Below are 16780 nucleotides of genomic sequence, written 5' to 3' on the forward strand. Positions count from 1 at the left end.
GTCCTGAAGGAGGCGTGCCGTCTTGGCATGGGGGCGCCGGGGCGCCGGCATGGCCGGGCCCATCGAAGATAGCATGGAAACGAGGACGGCACAGGTCCGGTTTCGCCTGCGACGGCTCGGGACATACTATGTCAGGCACCGGACACATCGCCGTGTCGTCGGGACACGGCGATGGGGAGGCTATTAAGGTCAGGTCAGGGACTTGCGTACCGCGTCGAGCGCCGCGTCGGCCTGCGCCACGTCCGGGCCGCCGGCCTGGGCCATGTCGCGCCGTCCGCCGCCGCCCTTGCCGCCCATGGCGGCACTGGCGGCCCGCACGAGTTCAACCGCGTCGAAACGTTCGGTGAGATCGGCGGTGACGCTGACGACCACGCTGCCCTTGCCGTCGGCGGTGGAGACCAGGGCCACCACGCCCGAGCCGACCTGCTGGCGCAGGGAGTCGGCCAGCGGCTTGAGTTCGCGCGCCGGCAGATCGCCCACATTGCGGGCGATGAAGCCGATGCCGTTGATCGTCTCGGTGGTGGCGCCGCCGTCGCCGCCGCTGGCCAGCTTGCGTTGCAGGTCGGAGATCTGGCGTTCCATGACCTTGCGTTCTTCGAGGATCACCGCGAGGCGCTCGGGAGCTTCGGCGGCCGAGACGCGCAGCATCGCCGCGACCTGCGCCAGCCGCTGCTCGGTGGCGATCGAGGCCGTTTCGGCGGCCTTGCCCGTGACCGCCTCGATGCGCCGGATGCCGGCCGAGACGCCGCTTTCCGACGTGATGCGGAACAGGCCGATATCGCCGGTGCGGTTGACGTGTGTGCCGCCGCACAGCTCGATCGACCAGGCCGGGCGGTTTTCCTCGGCCGGGCCCATGAACACGACCCGGACCTCATCGCCGTATTTCTCGCCGAACAGGGCCATCGCACCCTGTGCCACCGCTTCCTCCTGCGACATCGGGCGGGTGGTGACCGCGCTGTTCTCGCGGATGCGGGCATTGACCTCGGCTTCGACCTCGGCGATTTCCTCCGGCGTCAGCGGGCGGGGCTGGCTGATGTCGAAGCGCAGGCGGTCGGGTGCGTTCAGGCTGCCTTTCTGCGTGACATGCGCGCCCAGGCGCCGGCGCAGGGCCTCGTGCAGCAGGTGGGTGGCGGAATGATGCGCGCGGATCGCGCTGCGTCGCTCGTGATCGACGGTGGCGGTGACCGCCTGGCCGACGCGGGCCGTGCCCTCGATCACCGTGCCGGAATGCACCAGCAGGTCGCCCAGCCGCTTCTGGGTGTCGGTGACGGCGATACGCAGGCCGGGGGCGGTGATCAGGCCGGTGTCGCCGACCTGGCCGCCGCTTTCGCCGTAGAACGGGGTCTGGTTGAGAAGCAGGGCGACTTCGGTTCCGGCCGGGGCGTCGGTCACGGACTGGCCGTTGCTGACGATGGCCTGGATTTCGGCATCGGCCTGTTCGGTCGCGTAGCCCAGGAACTCGGTGGCGCCGAACGTGTCGCGGGCCTCGAACCACACGGTTTCGGTCGCGCTGTCGCCCGAGCCGCTCCATGCGGCGCGGGCGCGCTCGCGCTGCACCTGCATCGCGGCGTCGAAGCCCGCGACATCGACCTCGTGGCTGCCGCCGCGCAGGGCGTCCTGCGTCAGGTCCAGCGGGAAGCCGAACGTGTCGTAGAGTTTGAACGCCACGTCGCCGGGCAGTTTCTGGCCGTCACCCAGCTTCGCCGTCTCGTCGGACAGCAGCGCCAGGCCGCGCTCCAGCATCGCCTTGAAGCGTTCCTCCTCGCCGCGCATGGTCTCGCGGATCAGGGCTTCGGCCTGGACCAGTTCGGGGTAGGCGGCGCCCATCTGGCGCACCAGGGCGGGAACGAGGCGGTGGAACACCGTCTCCTTGGTGCCCATCATGTGCAGGTGGCGCATCGCGCGGCGCATGATGCGGCGCAGGACGTAGCCGCGACCGTCCTTGGACGGCAGCACGCCGTCCGCGATCAGGAACGAGGTGGAGCGCAGGTGATCGGCCACCACGCGGTGGCTGGCGCGGAACGGGCCGTCCGGGTCCTGGCCCGTGGCCTCGGCCGAGGCCAGGATCAGCGCGCGCATCGTGTCCGTGTCGTAATTGTCGCGCTTGCCCTGCATGATGGCGGCGAAACGTTCCAGCCCCATGCCGGTGTCGATCGAGGGACGCGGCAGCGGCGAGCGGGTGCCCGGCGGGTCCTCGAAGAACTGCATGAACACGAGGTTCCAGATCTCGACGAACCGGTCGCCGTCCTCGTCGGGCGAGCCGGGGGGGCCGCCGGGAACGCCGGGACCGTGGTCGTAGAAGATTTCCGAGCATGGGCCGCAGGGGCCGGTGTCGCCCATGCGCCAGAAATTGTCGGAGGTGCCGATGCGGATGATCCGCTGGTCGGGCAGGCCCGCGATCTTGCGCCACAGGGCGGCTGCGTCTTCGTCGTCGGCGTAGACGGTGACCAGCAGTTTTTCGGCGGACAGCCCGAAATTGCGGGTGATCAGGTTCCAGGCGAATTCGATCGCTTCGGGCTTGAAATAGTCGCCGAAGGAGAAATTCCCCATCATCTCGAAGAAGGTGTGATGGCGGGCGGTGTAACCGACATTGTCCAGGTCGTTATGCTTGCCGCCGGCGCGGACCACCTTCTGCGCCGTGGTGGCGCGCGCGTAGGGGCGGGTTTCCTGCCCGGTGAAGACGTTCTTGAACTGGACCATGCCGGCATTCGTGAACAGCAGGGTCGGGTCGTTGCGCGGCACCAGCGACGAGGACGGCACGATCTGATGACCGTTGGCCGCGAAATAGTCGAGGAAGGTCGCGCGGATATCGTTTGTGGAGGTCATGGCGGAGGGCTGACGATCCTGAAATGGCGAAGGCTGGAAAGCTCGGATACCATCACCTAGCGCACGGCGTGCCCGGCAGGAAGAGCAAGGGCGCGCGGTGAGGCGAATCGGCGCCCCATAAGAACACCGACGGAAGGATGAACGCATGAACTGGATCGCGGAACGGGACTGGCCCCGCCTGGAACAGGGCCTGGCCGGCAGGCTGCGGCGCGATTGCGGCGCGGACTGGGAGCGGTTCATCGACCATCCCTTCGTCCGCGGCATGGCGGACGGGACGCTGCCCGAGGCCGATTTCAGGCGCTTCCTGATCCAGGACTATCTGTACCTGATTCAATATGCGCGGGCTTATGCGCTGGCGATCTACAAGGCCGATACGATGGAGGACATGCGCTCGGCCTCCGGCATCGTGTCCGGCCTGCTGGATACCGAACTGGCGCTGCATATTGCCTATTGCGCCGGATGGGGACTGTGCGTGGAGGATCTGCACGGCCAGCCCGAATCGCTGGAACTGCTGGCCTATACCCGCTTCATTCTCGACCGGGGGCAGGCGGGCGATCTGCTGGACCTGATCGTGACGTTGGCGCCGTGCCTGATCGGTTACGGCGAAATCGGTGCCCGATTGATGGCGGACCCGGCGACCCGGCGGGAGGGGAATCCCTATTGGGACTGGATTGCCCTCTATGGAGGCGAGAAGTTCATCGGGTTGGTGGATGCCGGACTCATGACGCTGGAACGGCTGGCCGGGCGCTATGGCGCGGAGGGGCGCTATCCCGCGCTGCTTGCGGAATTCCGGACCGCCGTGAAGCTGGAGGCCGCGTTCTGGCATGCCGGCCGGTCCGGTATGCTCTGAACCGCCGGATTTAGAGGCTCCGCTGCCGGTGGCGGAAGACCATCCGGTGGCTGAGCGTGAAATTGGCGCCCAGGCCGGCAAGCGCCCCGGCGGCCAGAGCCAGAACGGGAACGGCCCGGCAGAGGGGAAACAGCAGGAACAGCGTGAAGACCACGCCGCGATTCATGATGAAACCCACTGAACTGGCCAGGAGGAAACGGGCCCACTGAATCAGGGGGCGATCGGCATGCACGACGTGACGGAACGTCCAGAGCCGGTTCATCAGCCAGTTCATGCTCGCCGCGATGAAATAGGCCAGCACGGTGGCGCCCGTCAGACCTAGCAGGGGCCGGAAGCCGTAGACCGCCAGCGTATCCCAGAGCAGCCCCGTTGTGCCGACGATCCCGAATTTCAGGAATGGCCAGATCCGGGCGCGCAGGTCGTCTTTCGCACCGGGACGCGGGGTATCGGCGGGAGAGGGGCGGGAATCCGGCACGTTGCGCGGTCTCGTCGGCTATGGACAGGGGCTATGGATAGGAAGGGCGCGCAATAAAAAAGGGATGCCCGAAGGCATCCCTCTTTACCCTGTCGAACCAGACGGAAACCGCCAGGATCAGTGCAGGATGATTTCCACGCGACGGTTCTGCGGCTCGCGGGTGTTCGGACCCGTCGGAACCAGCGGATGCGCCTCGCCGTAACCATGGATGTCGATCGCGTTCGCGGGCACGCCGTCACGGATCAGTTCAGCCTTCACGCTCTGCGCGCGACGGTTGGACAGGCCGAGATTGTACTTCTCGCCGCGCGGACCCGGATGGGCCGCCGAGTTGTCGGTGTAGCCGTTGACTTCGATCCGCGTCGTCTGGATGTGGGTCGAAGCCTGGGCGGCTTCGGCCACGATCTCACGCGCGCGGCCCGTCAGGTCCGAACGATCCCAGTCGAAGAACACCAGATAGGTGCGCGCCGGGGTCGGGGCGGGCGGCACAACGACCGGAGCCGGCGGCGGCGGCGGCGGCGCGGTGTCGAACGCATAGCGCAGACCCAGGATGAACTGGTGGTTGAAGCGATGGTCGAAGTTCGCGTGACCACGGCTCAGGCCCGACGGGCTGTACGAGGACATCGTGAACGAGCCGTTGTTGAAGGTCTGGCCGACCATGCGGTACTGCGCGGTGATCTGCAGGCCCGGAACGTTCGGAACGTCGAAAGCCGCACCGGCGATGCCCTGATAGGCGAAACCACCCGTCGTGCCGCCCAGGCGGTCAACGCGATTGGCCGAGCTGGCGTAGCTGGTCGTGGTCGGGTTGTAGTGCTGCCACAGATAGCCGGCACCGACACCGACGAACGGCGTCACCGGAACATCGATCCCGAACTGCTTCAGGTCGATATCATACAGCACGTTCACGAGGCCGCCATAGGACTGGTCGCTGCCGCTGGTCCTGGCCGGAGCGGTGCCGCTGCGGTGATTGATCTCAGAATAGTTATAGAGACCTTCAACCTCGACGCGCAGGCCGTTGCCAAGGCCCCAGCCGAAGGCGCCGAAGCCCGTGAAGCCGTCATGATGACGGTACTGCGACGAACTGGACATGCCAGCCGTCGGATTGTTGGCGAAATGGCCATGCTGGTTCTGGACCAGGTTATAACCACCGCCCAGATCGACATACGGACCGGTAATGATTGTCGCGTTGGCTGCAACAGGTGCAGCTGCCATCAGCGTGGTGGCGAGTAATGCCGTGCGGAGACGCATTTTTTCGTCCTCTTGATCATCCGTTCGAGTAACCGTCAAACCACAGACGGCCAACCTCAGCGTGATGCTTAACCCCCTATAGAACTTCCGGTTCCGGATTAGGAACCCGCATCGTGGACAAAGCTGCTATTACAACTGAGCACCGTGTTGAAAAAGCAACAGTTTGTTTCGATAGGATTACGTGCGGATTGCAACTATTTCCGGACGAGGGGGATTCAGCGGCCCCACCGAGCGGGGCTATGGCGGGATTATGTGCTATCCGCGCATCTGTGTTGCGATAGCGCAACGCATGACGGAAGCGTCATGCGGAGCATCCTTCCGCCAGCAGAATTTCCCGCACCAGGCTGTCGGGAACGTCGCGGCAGGTGAAAGCCTGCCCGATGCCGCGCACGAGGACGAAGGACAGGCGCCCGTCGCGCATCTTCTTGTCGCGCTGCATGTGGGCAAGCAGCCTTTCGGCCGAAAATGTCTGCTCCAGGTCGCGCAGCCGGGCCGGCATGTCCAGCCGTTCCAGGTGGGTCGTCACGCGCTCGACATCCGCGCTGCCGCACAGGCCCATCCGTTCGGAGGTGACGAAGGCCAGGCGCAGGCCGAGCGACACGGCTTCGCCATGTAGCAGGCGACCGTCATATCCCAGTTCGGCCTCCAGTGCGTGGCCGAACGTGTGCCCTAGATTGAGCAGGGCCCTTCCGTCCGATTTCCGTTCCTCCCGCTCGTCGTCGCCCACGACGGCGGCCTTGAACGCGCAGGCGCGGCGCACGGCCTCGGCCTGGCTGTCGGCATCGCCATCCAGCACCGCCTGGCCGTTGGCCTCGCACCATGCGAAGAGGGAGGCATCGCCGATCAGGCCGGCCTTGACGATTTCGGCGTAGCCGGCGCGGATCTCGCGTGGCGGCAGCGTGGCCAGGGTCGTGGTATCGGCCAGCACCGCCAGCGGCTGGTGGAACGCGCCGAGAAGGTTCTTGCCGAAGGGGGTGTTGATGCCCGTCTTGCCGCCGACGGAGGAATCGACCTGCGCCAGCAGGGTGGTGGGAATCTGCACGAAGGGCAGGCCGCGCATCGTGGTCGCCGCCGCGAAGCCCGCCAGGTCGCCGACGACGCCGCCGCCCAGCGCAATGACGGTAGTGCCGCGTTCAACCCCCATCTCCAGCAGGATGCCGGTGACGCGCTCATATTCCGCCAGCGTCTTGGAACCTTCGCCCGGCGGCACGACGATGGTTTCGGCCCGGATTCCGTCCTGGGCCAGCCCCTGGAGCAATTGCGGAAGATGCAGGGATGCGACGGTCGAGTCGGTCACGACCACGACGCGCTTCTGGGGCAGGACCGGCGAGAGCAGCATGCCTGCGTGGCGCAGGAGGTTTTCGCCGATCGTCACGTCATACCGCCAGCGATCCAGTATGACGGGAACGACGCGCGGTTGCCGGCCCAGTGCCAGGGCATTGATGACGGTCGCGGCGCTCTGTTCCACGCTTTCTTCTCCACAATCCACGGTAATGTCTGCCTCGGCATAGGTCGGGTAACGGATGTCCATCAGTTGCGCCAGGACGTCGCGCGGGTTGCCGGCGTTCAGCAGCGGCCGGTGGCCGCGCCCCTGGACCCGGCGCACCAGGACGGGCAGCGGGCAGCGCAGCCATACCGACGTCGCGCGCTCGCGGACGATCGCCCGAGTCATCGCGTCCATGAAGGCGCCGCCGCCCGTCGCCAGCACCACGGGGGGACCGTCCAGGATGCGGCGGATCACCCTGTGTTCGCCCTTGCGGAACTCGGCTTCGCCATACTGGGTGAACAGGTCGGCGATCGAGCAGCCCGCCGCGCGCTCGATTTCCAGGTCGGCGTCGATGAACGGCATGCCCAGGCGCGTTGCGATCCGTCGGCCGATCGTCGTCTTTCCGGCCCCCATCAGGCCGACCAGAACCACGCTGTCTTCGCGCGGGCCGGGGCCTGGGAACAGGGGGGTGGTCGTCGCGGTGCCGTGAGCGGTAGAGGCGGATGACATCGCCTGGTCCCCGGCGGAAGGTTGAGGCATGGACTCGGACGGATCGGAGGCGTTCTGGCGTGACATGAAGGCCAACCTACCATAGAGCAAAGACAACTCGCCATGTCGCATCATGGCCGGATCTTCCGGCCAGGCGGCGGGCATCATTGCGTTGGGGTTCGGTCATGCTGCGCATCCTGCTGGCTCTTGCGGGCATTGGGGTTCTGGTCGGAATCGGTGGGTTCATGTCGCTGGGTGCGTTTCCGCCGCCGGCGCCGACCGTGCCGGTACACAAGGACCTGCCGCCGGATCGATTCGTCCATTCATGAGCGTGGCCGTCCAGGCCGAATCGTTCCTGGAAATGCTGGCGGCCGAGCGTGGGGCGGCCGCGAATACGCTGAGGGCCTATGCCCGGGACCTGCGCGACCTCGAATCGTTCGTGGCGGGGGCCGGGTGCGCGATGGCGGATGCCGACGCGGGTGTGTTGCGTGACTACATGGCGGGACTCGCCCAGGCCGGCCTGTCGCCCCGGACGCAGGCGCGGCGGCTGTCCTGCCTGAAGCAGTTCTATCTGTTCCTGAGCCGTGAAGGGGTGCGGACCGACAATCCGGCTGCATTGCTCGACGCGCCCCGTCTGCCGGCGACCCTGCCGCGCTTCCTGACCGAAGAGGAAGTCGATGCGCTGCTGGGCGCGTGCGGCACGCCGCCCGATGACGGGCGGCGCTGGCTGGCCGCGCGGGCGGCGCTGGAAATTCTGTACGCGTCCGGGTTGCGGATTTCGGAACTGCTGGCGTTGCCGCGCCGTGCCCTGGCGGGCGACGCGCGGATGCTGCTGGTGCGCGGCAAGGGGGGGCGGGAGCGTCTGGTGCCGTTATCCGTCCAGGCGCGCGCGGCGGCCGAGGCGCTGGCGGCGCGGGATCAGGCACTGCGCAGCCCCTACCTGTTTCCCGGCCGGGATGGGCAGCGGCCGCTGACACGGCAGGGATTCGATCGCATCCTGCATGATGTGGCGCTTCGGGCGGGGCTGGACCCCGCGCGCCTGTCGCCGCATGTGCTGCGCCATTCCTTTGCCACGCACATGCTGGCGCGCGGGGCCGATTTGCGTGCTCTTCAGATGCTTCTGGGCCATGCCGACATCGCTACGACGCAGATCTATACCCATGTGCTGGCCGAACGGCTGCGCGCGGTGGTCGAGGCGCATCATCCGCTCGCCGGCGGCCGAAAGGGCGCGGGCGGGCTGGGGAATACGCCGTCATGAGGCGCGCGGCGGGTGGTGATCGGGGGGCGTGCCACCCGATGGATTTGGTGGCGGACCGGGCGGGGGGACTTGGCAGGATTCGTGGCTGTGCTATCCGCACGGGATGCGCCAGTTTCTAGATTTTGAAAAGTCGGTCGCCGAGCTTGAGAACAAGATCGACGAACTCCGTCACATGTCCGGCCCCGACGGCATCAATATCGCCGAGGAGATCGCCCGTCTGACCGAAAAGTCGGACAAGCAGCTTCGGGCCGCCTATGCCAAGCTGACACCGGGGCAGAAGGTCCAGGTCGCCCGCCACGCGCAGCGACCGCACACGGCCGAATATATCGGCACCCTGATCCAGGATTTCACGCCGCTGGCCGGCGACCGCCTGTTCGGCGAGGACAAGGCCGTCATCGGTGGAATCGGCCGTTTCCAGGATATTCCGGTGGTGGTGATCGGGACCGAGCGCGGGTCGGAGCTGGAGAGCCGGCTGGAGCATAATTTCGGCATGGCGCGCCCGGAGGGCTATCGCAAGGCGCAGCGCCTGATGAAACTTGCCGGCCGTTTCGGCATGCCGATCCTGACCTTTATCGACACGGCGGGCGCGTGGCCCGGCATCGACGCCGAGGCGCGCGGCCAGGCGGAGGCGATCGCGCGATCCATCGACACCTGCCTCTCGGCCCCGGTGCCGGTGATCGCCACCGTGATCGGCGAAGGCGGATCGGGCGGGGCCATCGCGCTGGGCGCGGGCGACCGGGTGATGATGCTGGAGCATGCGATCTATTCGGTTATTTCGCCTGAAGCCTGTGCGTCGATTCTGTGGCGTGACCCCAAGCTGGCGACCAGCGCGGCCGAGGCGTTGAAGCTGACGGCCCAGGATCTGCTGCAACTGCATCTGATCGACCGCATCATTCCCGAGCCGCTGGGGGGCGCGCAGCGCGATCCGGGGATTGCGATTCGCGCGGTAGGCGATGCCATCGCTGCCGAACTGCCGGACCTGATGTCGCTCAGCGGAGCGATGCTCGTGGCCCAGCGCCGCGAGAAATTCCTCGCCATGGGACGCGACGGCCTGACCTGACCACCTGAATGGTTGTGTGACTGCGGCCAAATCGGACGTACGGCTCCGGGGCCGTCACCGCGTGTGGTGACGGCCCCGAATCTATTGGTCGGGGCGCACGATCATGCAGTCCAGCCCCTGCTGGTGCAGGGACGAGCATGCGGTGGCGGCGCTGCCGCGGGCCAGTCCGGCCAGCCGCGCGCGATAGAGCGGGTGCCCGTTGAACGAGGGGACGGGCTGCACGACGCTGCGTGCGCCGTTCAGGGCGTTGAACGCTGCCTGGCGGGCCATGGTGGCGGCGAATCGGGCCTGCCCTTCCGAGGCGAACGCGCCGACCTGAATCGACCACTGGCCGTAATTCACGCCGATCGGGGCCACGGGCGCGCGGGCGGCGACCGGTGTTGCGACGAATGGCGCGGCGGCCATGGGCTGGGCGACGGTCGGCGTGGGTGGCGGGAGTGCCGATGGCATGGGCGGCGCCAGGGGTTGGCAGGGGGCATCGGGGTCGTAGGCTGCGTCAGGATCTCGGGCACATTGCCGGGCGCGCGTGGAGCGCGGCACGTAGGCCGCGTACTGGACGGGCTGGCCGCCGGTGGGGTTGGCGATGGTGGGGGTGACGACGATGGGCGCTGTGGCGCGGGATGCCGCCGCCATGGCGACGGGTAGCCTGGTCGGCGTGGCCGATACCATCTGGGTGCCGCTGCCATAGGCGGCCAGCGGGCCGCTGAGTGCCACCTTCGTGCCCAGGTTTGGTGTGACCGAGGCGAGGTAGTTGACTGTCTCGTTCGGTAATTGCCGTCCGGTCTGGAGATAGTCGTCCAGGCGTTGCGGACCGGCATTGTAGGCGGCGAGAAAGCCCGGTGCGCCGTAACGGTCGTACATCTGCCGGATATAGGCGGTGCCGGCGAGGATATTGTCGTGTGGTTCGTAAGGGTCCGGTCCCAGCCCGTTCTGCGCCTGCATGTCGGCGTAGGTCTGGGGCATGAGCTGCATCAGGCCCATGGCGCCGGCGGATGAGGTGATCGGCTGCCCGTGCAGATATTCATGGCCGCCCGATTCCTGCTGCATCACGGCGCGTACCCATTCCTGGGGGACCGAGAAGCGGGTCGAGGCGTCGGAAATATAGGGTCCCCATGGGTCCTGGGGCGAGCCGGGAGCCCGATAGGCACCATTGCGGGCGTAATAGCGGGAATAACGCGAACCGGGCGTGCTGCTGCACGCCGCCAGCATGGCGGGGACGATCAGGGCCAGCCCGATCATGGCGGCTTGGCGGCCACGCCTCCGGCGGGAGCCGGCCGCAGGGAGGGGGGCTAGATCAGGCATAGTCCGGCGAGGTCCCGCCGTAATGATTCTGGAAGCATGTCGCCAGTGCCGCCGCTGGCGGTCAGGTCGGGTGGCGCGTCGGCGGGGGAGAGGTAGCGCCAACCCTGGAACGGGCGCATCGGGCGTGGCGCGACCGGGACGATCTCCGGTGCCAGCACCACCAGCGCGCAGGCCACGCCGTCCTCGCGCGTATCGGGGCGGATCTCGACGACGCGCTGGCGGCACAGGATCAGGCCGCCGATGACCCGGTAGAGCGAGCCGCCATCGAGGATTTCCGATGCCCGGCGGGGAAACATGCGGGTGCGCAGCCACGGGTGGCCGGACGGCCGGGTGCCGTCCAGCCCGTCTCCGGCCCCTTCGGCCATGGTACGCTGCCGGTGCGCCAATTCCTCAACCGAGGCGATGCCGACCGCGAGCTTGACCAGGTGCAGCATGGATCAGGGATGGGCGGCTGGATGCACGTCGCTCTGCGCCTCGCGCAGGAACGTATCCAGGAAGCGCTGGGCGTCGATCGACTGCACAATTCGTACCTTGCGGATGCCTGTTTCCGTCGGTGCCGTCGCGTCGGGCCAGACGACGACATGGCCGTAATGAGGCCCGTTGGCGAGGTCGATGTCCATATAGGCGTCGAGCGACGTGCTGATCAGCGTGGGGTCGGCCGCGATGGCCGTCGCCATTTCATCCCACATCGGCAGCGGGTCGTAATAGGTGCCGATATAGTCGGTCATCGGTGTGCGTTTCTGCTGGATGCGCTTGAGATAGTCGCGCGTCATCATCAGGTCGTTGGACACGTTGCCGACGACGGTGATCGACGGCCATGGGGCGGTGAGGGTGATGTGCGCCGCCTCGGGATCGAAGATCATGTTGAAGTCCGAAGCGAAATCGACGTTGCCGGTCAGGGAGCGCATGCTGGTGTCCAGCAGGCCGCCCATGAAGATCAGTTCCTTCGCCGTGGCGGCGAAGGTCGGGTCGATGCGGATCGCCAGTGCCAGATTGGTCATTGGTCCGGCTTCGACGATGGTGACCTGATGCGGGTGCGCGTGGACCTGCCGGATCAGGAACAGGGCGGCGCTTTCCGCCGTGGGTTTCAGGCTCGGGGCACCGTCCTTCATCGCCGGCAATGGCGGCTGTTCGGAGGGGACCTTATCCATCGAACCCAGTCCGCCCCACGCACCCTTCCAGGGAATGGTGCCGAACTGCTTCTCGCGCAGGCGCATCCGGGGCACGCTGTTGATCAGCGGATAGACCGCGCCGTCGGCGACCGGCACCTCGGTCCTGCCGATGATCTCCAGAAAGCGCCGGAGATGGGCGGATTCCTGATTCTCCCAGCCATCGCCGGTGGCGACTGTAAAGCCCAGCACTTTGACGGCGGGGTTGAACAGCAGGGGGATGATCGATTGCTGGTCGGAACCGCCGGGGCCGAGAAAATCATTGTCCTCGATCACCAGTCGCGGCTCGGCCGCATGAGCGGTCGGCTGGGTGGCGGCCAGGAGGCCCGCGCCCAGGACGAGCGCACGCAATGCGGTGGGCAGGAGGCGGCGGGAGGCAGTGTGCGTCCGGCACCGGGAAGGGGAAAATGGCATGCTGCGTCCTGTGTACGAGAGCCCGGCTGTCCGGTTGTCCTGAGACTGTTTTAAAAAGGCTGCATCTGGCAATCCGGCGCGTGTTTCCTCCGCCGCGTCGTGATCGGCGATGATGTTGCGGTGCTGGGCGAAAACGCGATCCTTGGGCGTTTCTGGCTCAGTATTTATCAATTTGGAACAGTGTTTTAAAGAACCATGGCGCCGAGCAGGGCCTCCAGGCGGAGACGGCCCGCATTCGTGGCACGCAGGACGGCCCCCTGGATGGTTTCGTCACGCACGAGGTAGCCTTCTTCCAGCGCTGCCGCCAGAATCACCGGATCGAGCGCATCGTTCATCGCCATGCCCGTGCGCTGTGCGAATCGTGCCTCCGGCACACCTTCGGTGAGGCGCAGGCCCATCAGCAGCATTTCGCGGGCGCGGTCGCGCGATGTCAGGATGTCATCCTGCATCAGGCCGCTGCTCGTTCGTTCCACCCGTTCGGCCCAGGGTTCCGGGGCGCGGTGGCGGCGGGTGGCGTGCAGGCCGTCCGCCAGGGTCGTTCGTCCGTGGGCGCCGGGGCCGATCCCCAGATAATCGTCATAGCGCCAGTAGGTCAGGTTGTGACGGCTTTCCGCGCCCGGCCGGGCGTAGTTCGAGACTTCGTAGGCGGCCAGTCCGTGGCCGGCGGCGACGGTGGCGGTTTCCTCGTACATCAAGGCCCCCGAATCCTCGTCGGGCAGGGTCAGCAGCCCCTGGCGATGCAGCCCTTCGAAGCGGGTGCCGGGCTCGATGGTCAGTTGGTAGAGCGACAGATGGTCCGACACCAGGGCGAGGGCCTGGTTCAGTTCGGCTCGCCAGGCGGCCGGCGACTGGTTCGGCCGGGCATAGATGAGGTCGAAGGAGATCCGCCCGAACAGGTCGCGCGCCGTCTCCAGTGCCGCGATGGCCTGGCCGGCGGAATGCTGGCGCCCCAGCAGGTGCAGCGCGTCGTCGTCGAGGCTCTGGATGCCCAGCGACACCCTATTGATTCCGGCATCGTGAAAAGCGCGCAGCCGACCGATTTCGACGCTGGTGGGGTTGGCCTCCAGCGTGATTTCCAGATCGGGGGCCGTGGCGAACAGGGACCGGGCGTCGGCGATCAGGGACGCGACCGTTTCGGGCGCCATCAGCGACGGCGTGCCGCCGCCGAAGAAGATCGACCCTAGCCGGCGTGGGCCGTCTTCGGTCAGGCGGGCGGCTTCATGGGCCAGTTCGCGCCGCAGGGCCGCAGCGAAGCGGGCCTGGGGAATGGTGTCGCGGACGTGGCTGTTGAAATCGCAGTACGGGCATTTGGCCAGGCAGAACGGCCAATGGACGTAGAGTGCCAGGGGCGCCCCTTCATTGGCCGGCGCCTGTACGTCAGATGGCAAGCCGCACGCCCAGTTCCACCACACGATCGGGCGGAATGCGGAAGAACTCGGTGGCGGGGACGGCGTTGCGCGCCATCAGCAGGAACAGCGACATCCGCCAGCGCGACATCTTGGGCACCGAGGAGCGGACCAGCAGTTCGCGGCTGGTGAAATAGGACGCCTGCATGGCGTCGAACTCCACGCCGTTGGCCTTCAGGTCTTCCAGCGCGCGGGGCAGGTTCGGTGTTTCCATGAAGCCGTAACGCAGGATGACCCGGTAGATATTCGGTGCGAGCTGCTGCAGGGCGACACGGTGGCCGCGCGTGGCCTCCGGCTGGTCGAGGGTCTGGACGGTGACGAACAGCACATGCTCGTGCAGCACCTTGTTGTGCTTCAGATTGTGCAGCAGGCAGGTCGGAACGAATTCCGGTGTCGCGGTCATGAAGACGGCCATGCCGGGCACGCGGATGGTGCGCGATTGCGGCAGGCGGGCCAGGAACGAATTGACGGGCAGGCTGTCCAGTTTCTGCCGGGCCATGATCAGGCTGCGGCCGCGTTTCCAGGTCGTCATCATCAGGGTCAACGCGGTGCCCAGCAGGACCGGCACCCAGCCGCCCTGCGGGATCTTGAGCGCATTCGACGCGAAGAAGACGCTGTCCATGACGAAGAAGCCGCCGAACGTTGCCGCCGCCGCCGCCCGCGACCAGTGGTACTGGCGGCGGAACACCACCATTGCCAGCACGCAGGTACACATGAAGGTGCCGGTGACGGCGATGCCGTAGGCCGAGGCCAGGGCATCGGAACTGCGGAAGGACACCACCAGGAGCAGGGCGCCGACCATCAGGAAGCGGTTGAATTCGGGCAGGAAGATCTGCCCTTCCTCATCCTTGTTGGTGTGGGTGATGCGCATGCGCGGCAGGTAGCCGAGCTGGATGAGCTGGCGGCAGAGCGAAAAGCCGCCCGAGATGCCGGCCTGGCTGGCGATGACGGTCGCCATCGTCGACAGGACGATCATCGGGATCTGCAGCCAGTGCGGACCGAGCAGGAAGAACGGATTGCTGATCGCGGACGGGTCGGAAATGATCAGGGCGCCCTGGCCCATATAGTTCAGCGCCAGGCAGGGCAGGACGCAGAACAGCCACGCATAGCGGATGGGTTGGCGGCCGAAATGGCCCATGTCGGCATACAGCGCCTCGGCGCCGGTCACGGACAGGACGACCGAGCCCAGGGCGATGAAGGACAGCCAGCCGTGGTAGATGATGAACTTCACCGCATAGATCGGCGAAATGGCCATGAGAATATGCGGATGGCGGATGATCGCCAGCAGGCCCAGGACGCCGAGCATGCTGAACCAGACCACCATGACCGGACCGAAGATGGTGCCGACCTTGCCCGTGCCGTAGGACTGCACGCTGAACAGGCCGATCAGCACCACGATTGCGATCGGTATGATCAGTTCGCGCGCGGCGGGAAAGCTGACCTCCAGCCCTTCGACGGCCGAGAGGACCGAAATCGCCGGCGTGATCAGTCCGTCGCCGAAGAACAGGCAGGCGCCCGCGATTCCGGCCATACCCAGAAGCAGCTTCAGTCGGCTGTCGGTGGATACTTTCTGCGCCAGCGCCATCAGCGAGATGATGCCGCCTTCGCCATTATGGTCGGCGCGCATGATCAGGATCACATATTTGACCGTGACGATCAGGATCAGCGACCAGAGGATCAGGCTTTCGACCCCCATGACTTCCCAGGCATCGATCTGGTGATGCTGCGAGACGACGAGGATGGTGGAGCGCAGGGCGTAGAGCGGGCTGGTGCCGATGTCGCCGAAGACCACGCCCAGGACGGCCAGCAGGGCGGCGAAGCCGACCGGATTGGCTGCGTGTTCGTGCTGGTCGGCACCGAATTCAGTAATCTTGGACGAGGTGTCCGAATGGCCTCCCGTTTCCGCAGCCGCTGCGGCTGTCTGGGCGGGCGGTATGGATCCGGCAGTGTGGTCGACCGGGTCTGGCGTCATGTCGGGACGGCTCCGAGGACTGTTGGCAGGCAACGGCGCGCCGGCCGCGTTATCACCCGGCATAGCGTCATGATTCGGGGGCAGCAAGGCGAGCTGGCGGGATAGCGCCATTCGGTGCGCTGGCGGGTCGATGACCGAAGATCGCGCTGCCGACGCGGACATGGGTGGCACCAGCCGCGATCGCGGCTTCGAAATCCGCCGACATGCCCATCGACAGCAGGGCCAGGCCGTGGGTTTGTGCCAGATCCGCCAGGTAGCGGAAATGCGGCGTCGGGTCCTCGTCGGCTGGGGGGATGCACATCAGGCCGCGCACGGCGTGGCCGAAACGCTGGCGACACGTCGTGATGAAACTGTCGGCCTGCGCGCGCGGGATGCCGGATTTCTGGGATTCGTCGCCGGTGTTCACCTGGACCAGCAGATCCGGCAGCCGCCCCGTGCGGTCGGCGGCGCGGGCCAGCGCGTCGGCCAGCGCGGGGCGGTCGAGGCTTTCGATCATGTCGGCGATCCGCACCGCCTCCAGGGCCTTGTTGGTTTGCAGGCCGCCGATGATATGCAGGCGCATGGCGGGCCAGTCCTGGCGCAGGGCGGGAAACTTCTCGGCCGCTTCCTGCACGCGGTTTTCGCCGAATACGGTCTGGCCGGCGCGCAGGGCCTCCACCACGCTGGATTGCGGGTGGAATTTCGAGACCGCGACCAGTGTGACGGCATCGGGGGCGCGGCCCGCGCTGCGGGCTGAAGCCACGATCCGCGCCCACGCCAATCGAAGTCAGAACCCGATCGGCGAGTCCTGTGTAAAAAAAGTCATGTGAGAGGGGGGGGGGGGGGGGG

The 16780-nt window shown here is 66.8% G+C and carries 14 protein-coding genes; 4 read left to right on the forward strand and 10 right to left on the reverse strand.

Annotation, left to right across the window (positions count from 1 at the left end):
* Positions 1-189: 189 nt before the first annotated feature.
* Complete coding sequence (alaS, locus tag ABF821_RS05840) at positions 190-2826, reverse strand: alanine--tRNA ligase (protein ID WP_415529364.1); 2637 nt, start codon at positions 2824-2826, stop codon at positions 190-192.
* Positions 2827-2971: 145 nt separating this feature from the next.
* On the opposite strand from alaS, the gene ABF821_RS05845 reads away from it, so the two are divergent.
* Positions 2972-3676 carry a TenA family protein gene (locus ABF821_RS05845; protein WP_415529365.1) on the forward strand — a complete coding sequence of 235 codons (705 nt, stop codon included), beginning with the start codon at positions 2972-2974 and terminating at the stop codon, positions 3674-3676.
* 10 nt (positions 3677-3686) lie between these two features.
* Here ABF821_RS05845 and ABF821_RS05850 read toward each other — a convergent pair whose 3' ends face one another.
* The 3 genes from ABF821_RS05850 to aroB form a co-directional block, all read right to left on the reverse strand.
* Positions 3687-4151 carry a GtrA family protein gene (locus tag ABF821_RS05850; RefSeq protein WP_415529366.1) on the reverse strand — a complete coding sequence of 155 codons (465 nt, stop codon included), beginning with the start codon at positions 4149-4151 and terminating at the stop codon, positions 3687-3689.
* Between the two features lie 117 nt (positions 4152-4268).
* Complete coding sequence (locus ABF821_RS05855) at positions 4269-5396, reverse strand: OmpA family protein (protein ID WP_182972911.1); 1128 nt, start codon at positions 5394-5396, stop codon at positions 4269-4271.
* 301 nt (positions 5397-5697) lie between these two features.
* Complete coding sequence (gene aroB / locus ABF821_RS05860) at positions 5698-7458, reverse strand: 3-dehydroquinate synthase (protein WP_415529367.1); 1761 nt, start codon at positions 7456-7458, stop codon at positions 5698-5700.
* Between the two features lie 98 nt (positions 7459-7556).
* Here aroB and ABF821_RS05865 point away from each other — a divergent pair, with 98 nt between their 5' ends.
* The 3 genes from ABF821_RS05865 (at position 7557) to ABF821_RS05875 (ending at position 9689) form a co-directional block, all read left to right on the forward strand.
* Positions 7557-7700: a hypothetical protein gene (locus tag ABF821_RS05865; RefSeq protein WP_182972912.1), complete on the forward strand. Its 144-nt coding sequence runs from the start codon at positions 7557-7559 to the stop codon at positions 7698-7700.
* Positions 7697-8629 carry a tyrosine recombinase gene (locus ABF821_RS05870; protein ID WP_182972913.1) on the forward strand — a complete coding sequence of 311 codons (933 nt, stop codon included), beginning with the start codon at positions 7697-7699 and terminating at the stop codon, positions 8627-8629. The genes ABF821_RS05865 and ABF821_RS05870 overlap by 4 nt, the downstream gene beginning before the upstream one ends.
* Positions 8630-8732: 103 nt before the next feature.
* Entirely contained in the window at positions 8733-9689 is a 957-nt protein-coding gene (locus ABF821_RS05875) for an acetyl-CoA carboxylase carboxyltransferase subunit alpha (RefSeq protein WP_182973081.1), read from the forward strand.
* 81 nt (positions 9690-9770) lie between these two features.
* Here the strand turns inward: ABF821_RS05875 and ABF821_RS05880 are convergent, their stop codons facing one another.
* The 6 genes from ABF821_RS05880 to ABF821_RS05905 form a co-directional block, all read right to left on the reverse strand.
* Positions 9771-10991: a transglycosylase SLT domain-containing protein gene (locus tag ABF821_RS05880; protein WP_415529368.1), complete on the reverse strand. Its 1221-nt coding sequence runs from the start codon at positions 10989-10991 to the stop codon at positions 9771-9773.
* Positions 10979-11425 carry a DUF1489 family protein gene (locus ABF821_RS05885; RefSeq protein WP_182972914.1) on the reverse strand — a complete coding sequence of 149 codons (447 nt, stop codon included), beginning with the start codon at positions 11423-11425 and terminating at the stop codon, positions 10979-10981. Before ABF821_RS05885 ends, ABF821_RS05880 begins: the two co-directional genes overlap by 13 nt.
* Before the next feature lie 3 nt (positions 11426-11428).
* Complete coding sequence (locus tag ABF821_RS05890) at positions 11429-12574, reverse strand: nucleoside hydrolase (protein ID WP_183009996.1); 1146 nt, start codon at positions 12572-12574, stop codon at positions 11429-11431.
* 185 nt (positions 12575-12759) lie between these two features.
* Entirely contained in the window at positions 12760-13962 is a 1203-nt protein-coding gene (gene hemW, locus ABF821_RS05895; RefSeq protein ID WP_183009997.1) for a radical SAM family heme chaperone HemW, read from the reverse strand.
* On the reverse strand, positions 13952-15952 hold the full coding sequence (locus ABF821_RS05900; protein ID WP_182972917.1) for a potassium transporter Kup: 2001 nt from the start codon (positions 15950-15952) through the stop codon (positions 13952-13954). Before ABF821_RS05900 ends, hemW begins: the two co-directional genes overlap by 11 nt.
* A gap of 67 nt (positions 15953-16019) precedes the next feature.
* The gene (locus ABF821_RS05905; protein WP_415529369.1) at positions 16020-16712 is read right to left on the reverse strand and encodes a YggS family pyridoxal phosphate-dependent enzyme; all 693 of its coding nucleotides are present in this window, start codon (positions 16710-16712) and stop codon (positions 16020-16022) included.
* Positions 16713-16780: the final 68 nt, after the last annotated feature.

The organism is Gluconacetobacter sp., assembly GCF_047721585.1.
GTDB classification, from domain to species: Bacteria; Pseudomonadota; Alphaproteobacteria; order Acetobacterales; family Acetobacteraceae; genus Gluconacetobacter; species Gluconacetobacter dulcium.

Coding starts and splice junctions, on each gene's coding strand:
- alaS (WP_415529364.1), bottom strand. CDS start 2,826: ATGACCTCCACAAACGATATCCGCGCGACCTTCCTCGACTATTTCGCG.
- ABF821_RS05845 (WP_415529365.1), top strand. CDS start 2,972: ATGAACTGGATCGCGGAACGGGACTGGCCCCGCCTGGAACAGGGCCTG.
- ABF821_RS05855 (WP_182972911.1), bottom strand. CDS start 5,396: ATGCGTCTCCGCACGGCATTACTCGCCACCACGCTGATGGCAGCTGCA.
- aroB (WP_415529367.1), bottom strand. CDS start 7,458: ATGTCACGCCAGAACGCCTCCGATCCGTCCGAGTCCATGCCTCAACCT.
- ABF821_RS05865 (WP_182972912.1), top strand. CDS start 7,557: ATGCTGCGCATCCTGCTGGCTCTTGCGGGCATTGGGGTTCTGGTCGGA.
- ABF821_RS05870 (WP_182972913.1), top strand. CDS start 7,697: ATGAGCGTGGCCGTCCAGGCCGAATCGTTCCTGGAAATGCTGGCGGCC.
- ABF821_RS05875 (WP_182973081.1), top strand. CDS start 8,733: ATGCGCCAGTTTCTAGATTTTGAAAAGTCGGTCGCCGAGCTTGAGAAC.
- ABF821_RS05880 (WP_415529368.1), bottom strand. CDS start 10,991: ATGCCTGATCTAGCCCCCCTCCCTGCGGCCGGCTCCCGCCGGAGGCGT.
- ABF821_RS05885 (WP_182972914.1), bottom strand. CDS start 11,425: ATGCTGCACCTGGTCAAGCTCGCGGTCGGCATCGCCTCGGTTGAGGAA.
- ABF821_RS05890 (WP_183009996.1), bottom strand. CDS start 12,574: ATGCCATTTTCCCCTTCCCGGTGCCGGACGCACACTGCCTCCCGCCGC.
- ABF821_RS05900 (WP_182972917.1), bottom strand. CDS start 15,952: ATGACGCCAGACCCGGTCGACCACACTGCCGGATCCATACCGCCCGCC.